Source organism: Myxacorys chilensis (assembly GCF_059505265.1).
Genome location: NZ_JCACKG010000147.1, coordinates 1 through 6,690 on the forward strand (window position 1 = coordinate 1; position 6,690 = coordinate 6,690).

General features: G+C 46.5%; 5 protein-coding genes. All 5 read left to right on the forward strand.

Annotated features, from left to right (window positions below; genetic code table 11):
• The first annotated feature begins 794 nt into the window (after positions 1–794).
• The 5 genes from AC5JLB_RS10680 (at position 795) to AC5JLB_RS10700 (ending at position 6,540) form a co-directional block, all read left to right on the forward strand.
• The gene (locus AC5JLB_RS10680; RefSeq protein ID WP_495873814.1) at positions 795–1,850 is read left to right on the forward strand and encodes a glycosyltransferase family 2 protein; all 1,056 of its coding nucleotides are present in this window, start codon (positions 795–797) and stop codon (positions 1,848–1,850) included.
• Positions 1,851–2,015: 165 nt separating this feature from the next.
• A complete protein-coding gene (locus tag AC5JLB_RS10685; RefSeq protein ID WP_495873815.1) occupies positions 2,016–3,020 on the forward strand; it encodes a glycosyltransferase family 2 protein in 1,005 nt (334 codons plus the stop codon).
• A 119-nt stretch (positions 3,021–3,139) separates the two neighbouring features.
• The gene (locus AC5JLB_RS10690) at positions 3,140–4,198 is read left to right on the forward strand and encodes a Gfo/Idh/MocA family protein (protein WP_495873816.1); all 1,059 of its coding nucleotides are present in this window, start codon (positions 3,140–3,142) and stop codon (positions 4,196–4,198) included.
• Positions 4,195–5,232: an NAD-dependent epimerase/dehydratase family protein gene (locus tag AC5JLB_RS10695; RefSeq protein ID WP_495873817.1), complete on the forward strand. Its 1,038-nt coding sequence runs from the start codon at positions 4,195–4,197 to the stop codon at positions 5,230–5,232. Before AC5JLB_RS10690 ends, AC5JLB_RS10695 begins: the two co-directional genes overlap by 4 nt.
• Positions 5,233–5,265: 33 nt before the next feature.
• A complete protein-coding gene (locus tag AC5JLB_RS10700) occupies positions 5,266–6,540 on the forward strand; it encodes a glycosyltransferase family 4 protein (RefSeq protein WP_495873818.1) in 1,275 nt (424 codons plus the stop codon).
• The last annotated feature ends 150 nt before the right edge of the window (positions 6,541–6,690 follow it).

Sequence of the window (6,690 nt, forward strand, 5' to 3'; positions counted from 1 at the left end):
CTCAGAAGGGGACAGCCCTTCAACCTGCCAATGAACGATCTACAACTGTAGTAAGAAGAACTTCAACTTATAAACTTGCCTTTTGTAGTTTCTACGCAGTTTCACGCAAAGCGGCACGAATACGATACTTAACCTTCTCTTTAGGCAGCCTTCAGCAAAAGTTGTAGCGATCCTGTCTCAATACTGAAGTAGACCGTAGATTTTTCTTGTTTATCTTACTTAAAGGATGAGTTGAGCCTTGGTTAGTTTGAAGAACTCGTTGTCAAGATTTCTATAGTCCATCTAGCGATTGTTCAAGCCAAAATAGCGATAGATAGCTTGTTTAACCAAAAACAACATTAAAATGAAGCCAAACCCTAGAGGTTAAAGTTATAAATCCTAAGATAGATGACGATGAACTTAATTTACTAATTGAAGAATAACATAGAAGCAATTTTGTAATCAAGCGGCCACGCTAAATTCTTGGTGAGATGTGTGCCGCTTGAAACACAAATTTATTCTTGTCAAGAACAATTGATCTTTGTTGGCAATATTAAAGCAGAACTTTATACAGTGCTTCTTATTGTGAATTAATCTGCAACTTTTCCGCTCGTCCGTAGCCTTACGGCTGCTGAAAATGCTTGATTATGTGTATGTTTTGATGCCCTTCTTACAAGGATGCTGCTGAAGCCGGTGCGTTCTCAAAAGCGGTAAAGGTCTACCAACCTGAGTTTTCCTATTTGAGAAGGGTCATCTTTTTAACTCGTCTTACGGTGATTTTTCACACTCTTTAGGCACAATACTCTGCACTGATCATGAGCAATATCGGAATCGTCGTGATTGGGCGCAATGAAGGCGCTCGTCTGGTTCGCTGTTTGAGGTCGATCGTCAGTCAAGTTTCAGAAAATACACCTGTTGTTTACGTTGACTCTGGTTCTACTGATGGAAGCGTAGCGTTTGCGAACTCACTGGGTATACACACTGTTAGCTTGGATATGTCAGTTCCCTTTACCATGGCGCGGGGACGAAACACAGGATTTAACTTTCTCCAGCAAAACTTCAATGCTATTGAGTACATACAATTTATAGATGGCGATTGTGAGCTGATGGAGGGCTGGCTCAGTGCAGCAAGTCAAGTTCTAAGTCAACATGAAAATCTTGCGGTAGTGTGTGGTCGCCTGCATGAGCGGTTTCCGGCAGCGTCTCCCTATAATCAACTGGCTGATATGGAGTGGAATACGCCCCTTGGAGAAGCTAGTGCTTGTGGTGGAATTGCCATGATGCGTATGAGTGCTCTTACAGAAGTTGATGGATACAATACCGCATTGATTTGTGGTGAAGAACCAGAGATGTGTATCCGCCTGCGTCAGCGAGGTTGGAAAATTCGCCGAATTGCTGCGGATATGGCAATTCACGATATGGCGATGACTTGCTTCACTCAATGGTGGAGACGCTCAATTCGTGGCGGATGGGCAGTTGCAGAGGGGGCTGCTATGTACGGTCGGACAGCGGAACGGTATATGGCGCGGGAAAATTTTAGTGGTTGGCTGTGGGGAATCACTGTTCCGATCGCGGCGATTAGCTTGGCTTGGCCAACCTATGGCTTGAGTCTTGCTCTTCTGCTTGGATACCCATACCTGATGTTGCGTGTGTACCAGTATCGTCGGGCTCAAGGGGACAGTTCAGATCATGCTCGTTTGTATGCATTTTTCTGCGTCCTGTCCAAGGTTCCTCAAGCGATTGGGCAACTCAGATACTGGTTCACTCGTTGGCAAGGTCAACCTGCGACAATCATTGAATACAAAGTTCCTGTCCTTGAGAGGTTCGATTCTCAAAACGCTGTAGAGCAAACTCAGGTTGCAGTGAGCTAGTCCCACATAATTTCAGTGCCACACAATCCAGTGATTGCAGATGACAAAGCCATTTGTCCTAAACAGCCCTAGCTAAAACAATCTTCCTACCGTAGGCACATTGACAAACAAGCTAATTTTCTCCAAATTCAAAGAGAATAAGTGTAACTCCTTGGCATCAGGACTATGAGGAATATTGGCGTTGTCGCGATCGGTCGGAACGAAGGTAAGCGTTTGGTTCGCTGTCTGCAATCGTTACAAGTTGAGCTTCCTGAAGGTGTCCCTATTGTTTATGTTGATTCAGGTTCTACAGATGACAGTGTAAATTTTGCACAGTCAATTGGTGTCCATGTCATTAACTTAAATATGTCTGTTCCATTTACAATGGCGCGAGGGCGAAATGTAGGCTTTAACTACCTAGTGGAGCATTTCAGCGATTTGAAATATGTTCAGTTTATTGATGGTGATTGTGAGTTGGTAAAAGGTTGGCTTGATCTATCTTTTGCCGCTCTTGAATCCGATGAAAGTCTAGCGATCGCGTGTGGTCGTAGACGAGAGCGGTTTCCTGATGCCACAATTTACAATCGTCTTGCAGACATGGAATGGGATACACCCGTTGGAGAAGCTCAAGCTTGCGGTGGCGATGCTCTCATGAGAGTAAGCGCAATTCAGGCAGTTGAAGGGTACAATGAGCGGCTGATTGCAGGTGAAGAACCAGAAATGTGCGTTCGCCTACGTCAAAGTGGTTGGCGTATTCAGCGCATTGATGCGGAAATGACCCTGCACGATGCGGCGATGGAGCGATTTCAGCAATGGTGGCGGCGTTCAATGCGCGGTGGCTGGGCAATGGCAGCTTGGTCAGATCTACATGGTGCGCCGCCTGAATACTACATGGTGCGTGAGAATCGTAAACGTTGGCTTTGGGTTCTAGGGTTGCCGCTTCTCTCCATCGGGCTTGCTTGGTTAACAGCCGGGCTAAGCTTAATACTATTGCTTGGCTATCCACTTTTGACTTTAAAGATCTATCAGTATCGGCTTCAGCAAGGAGACTTGCCTAAACATGCGTGGCTATATGCTGGGTTCTGTGTTCTTGGAAAATTGCCAGAGGCAATTGGACAGCTGAAATACTGGATAACAAAGCGGCGTGGTCAGCAAGCCACTTTGATTGAATATAAGGTAGAAGCAACTTAGAATACACGAATTGCTCAATAGTGCTGTTTTTGACTAAGGAATTCTCGATGAGTTTCTTTAGAGTTTGTACAATTGACGCTGACTGCAGTGGTCTACTGTTAGATGGTGAAGGAGCTTTCATGGCGACAGCATTAAAGGCGGCAGTGATCGGAACAGGAGTAATCTCCAAAGAACACTTGAGCTTTCTCAATACATCAGAACGATCCCAGCTAGTGGCGGTCTGTGATCTCTCGAAGGTATCGGCCCAGTACGCGGCACAGCGCTATCAGGCACAGGCAACGTTTGCCGATTATCGTCAGATGCTGAACGAGGTGAAGCCTGATGTTGTACACATTCTGACGCCGCCACATACCCATAAATGGATTGCGAAAGATTGCCTTGAGGCAGGGGCACATGTCATTTGTGAGAAACCGATCACTCCGACCTATGAGGAATTTAAAGAGCTGTGGGCGATCGCCCAGTCCTGCGATCGCCACTTAATCGAAGATCACAACTACCGCTACAACGAGCCAATTCTGGCGATTGAGAAACTAGTGACAGATGGAACGCTGGGTGACGTTCAGGAAGTCGAAGTTCGGATGGCATTGAATATCCGAAGCGGTGGTGCATTTGCTGATGAAAACATTCCAAATCCGGTTCACAAGCTTCCGGCAGGGGTGATTCATGATGTGATTACTCACCTGGTTTATCTGACGCTAAGGTTTCTACCGGTAGAGTTCGATCGGATTAGCGCTGCGTGGAGTAATCATGGGGGCGGCACCCTGTTTAAGTATGATGATCTCGATGCTGTTCTAGTCGGAGGTGCAAAACATGCTCGAATTCGATTTAGCGCGCATACCCTGCCTGAATGTTTTGATGTGATTGTGCGGGGGTCGAGGGGCTATGCTCAAACGGACTTATTTCAACCTTACTTGCGCTGCGTTGTCCCCCGCAAAGCTGGAAAGCAACTTTCTCCATTAGTGAATCATTACATCAATGGTTCTGATTTGGTAAAGGCGAGTATTGGCAATTTTAGCCGCAAGATTATGCAACGAACTCCCTATGAAGGACTGCAACGCCTTCTCGATGAAACGTATGCGGCTTTGCAGAGTGGTAATCCGCCTCCAATTACGTTTGAAGATATGGATCGAACTAGTCGATTAGTGGAAGCGTTATTGGCGGAGGACAATCAGGTATGAAGTTATTAGTTACAGGCGCATCAGGATTTTTAGGTCAATACGTGGTTGTTGAAGCATTGCGACGCGGTCACCAAGTTCGTGCGGTAGTTCGTCCATCGGGTGATGTAAGCCGCTATTCTTGGCATGACCACCCAGCTGTTGAATTTGCTCGCGTTGATCTGCGTCGTCGAGATGGGTTAGCAGATGCTGTTCAAGGCGTAGATGCTGTAATTCACTTAGCTGCTGCAAAGGCTGGAGATTTTTATACACAGTTTGCCGGAACGGTAATGGCAACGGAAAATTTGCTAGATGCCATGATAGAGAAAAATGTACTTCGTCTGGCGGCAATTAGCACATTCTCAGTTTATGACTATGTAAGTATGCCGAACGATACACTGGTCACCGAAAGCGCTCCGATTGAGTCTCGCCCTTTGGAGCGGGATGAGTATGCTCAGACGAAGTTGCTTCAAGAACAGCTTGTTCGAGATTTTGAGAAAACACACAACGCTTCGGTAACAGTCATTCGTCCAGGTATGGTGTACGGGCGGGACTACCTGTGGAACGCCTGTCTTGGTGCGGAATTAACAGATACACTGTGGCTGCGTATTGGAGCGCGGGCAACCATGCCTATGACTTACGTTGAGAACTGTGCGGAAGCCATTATTTTAGCCGTGGAGAAGGATGCCGCGATCGCGCAGACTATCAATGTCGTTGACGATAATCTTCCAACTCAGCGAGACTTTGCTAAAAAACTCTTGAAGCAAATGACAGTTCCAGCCAAGCTGATCCCAGTGAATTGGACACTGATGAACTCGTTTACTTGGGTGTTGTTGTACTACAATCGAATTTTTCTAAAAGGAAAGGCAAAATTTCCTGGAATTTTTGTTCCTGCAAAGCTTCAGGCTCGATTTAAACCATTGCAATATACGAATGCACACGCTAAAGCTGTTCTGGAATGGACGCCAAAGTATTCCCTAGATGAAGCATTCGAGCGGAGTAATAGTAATCTCGATCTACTCACAGTATCTCCTCAAGATAGCCCTGTGCCTGTCTAGTTTTGATGCCTTCTCAACCCTCACAAAATAACCATGCGGATTGCCTACTTAACGGGTGAATACCCTAGAGCAACGGATACTTTCATTCAGCGAGAAGTTGCTGGACTGCGGAAATTAGGCGTTGAGGTGTTCACCTTTGCCGTGCGGCGTCCTGGTGATGAACACATGGTGGGAGCCGAGCAAAAAGCAGAGCGCGATTGCACCTTTTACCTTTTGCCACCTAAGCTTCCAAAATTAGTCGGCTCTCATCTCAAGCTATTCTTGAGTTCACCAAAGCGGTATCTACGATCGCTTAAACTTGCTTGGTCTACTCAACAGCCGGGCCTGAAAGGGCTGCTGTATCAGCTGTTCTACTTTTTAGAAGCAGGCATCCTCGCAAATCAAATCCGAGTTCAGCACATTCAGCATCTCCACAACCATTTAGCAACATCTAGCGGCACTGTTGCCCTGTTAGCGGCAGAACTTGGAGCCTTTACCTACAGCTTTACGTTGCACGGTCCATATATCTTTTTCGAGCCATATCAGTGGCGGCTTGATGAGAAAATTAAGCGATCGCTGTTCGTATGCTGCATTAGCCACTATTGCAGGAGTCAGGGCATGATTTTTGCCCCAACTGAAAAATGGAATCGGATGCATATTGTTCACTGCGGCATTGATCCAGCGCTGTTTGAGGTCGTCTCTCACATCGGAACCGGAAAAAGATTACTGTATGTAGGACGCCTTGCTGCCGTCAAAGGCTTGCCAATCTTGCTGGAAAGCTTAGCGAAATTAAGATCTGCTCACGCTGATTTAGCGCTAACGGTCATAGGAGATGGTCCCGATCGCGCTCAATTAGAGCAAATGACACAAGAGTTGGGGCTAAGTGAACACGTGAGATTTGTGGGCTATCAATCCCAATCTGAAGTTCGGCAGCACATGCAGGAGACAGATATTTTTGTAATGTCGAGTTTTGCGGAAGGGGTTCCCGTCGTGCTGATGGAGGCCATGGCTGCTGGGGTACCCGTCATTGCGACTCGAATTGCAGGAGTTGGAGAACTCGTTGAGGACGGGGTGAGTGGATATCTTGTGCCACCGGGCGATACAGAATCCCTACGCGATCAAATTGAATCGTTAATGACGGATACAGAAGCGCGATCGCGATTTGGCAAGGCAGGGCGCGAAAAAGTGGAGCAAGAATTCAACATTCATCTCGAAGTTGCTCGACTCCATCAAATTCTGATTTATGCAGTTCAAGGAAAAGTGGAAGCGGTTCGCCCCGAGCCTGGCTCGCTCCCATCTAGATCAGAAGAATTAGAAATGCAGGTTTAGATTCTACAGAATTGCCATTCTAAATTGAGTGTATTGCAGACCTGTTGAAGTGGAATGTGAACTGTTAAACGCTCGAGGGGTATTCCACACCACTAACTAAGGATCGTGGATTAAATAAGACCGGAAATCATCAGCCCTGTGGTTTAGCCG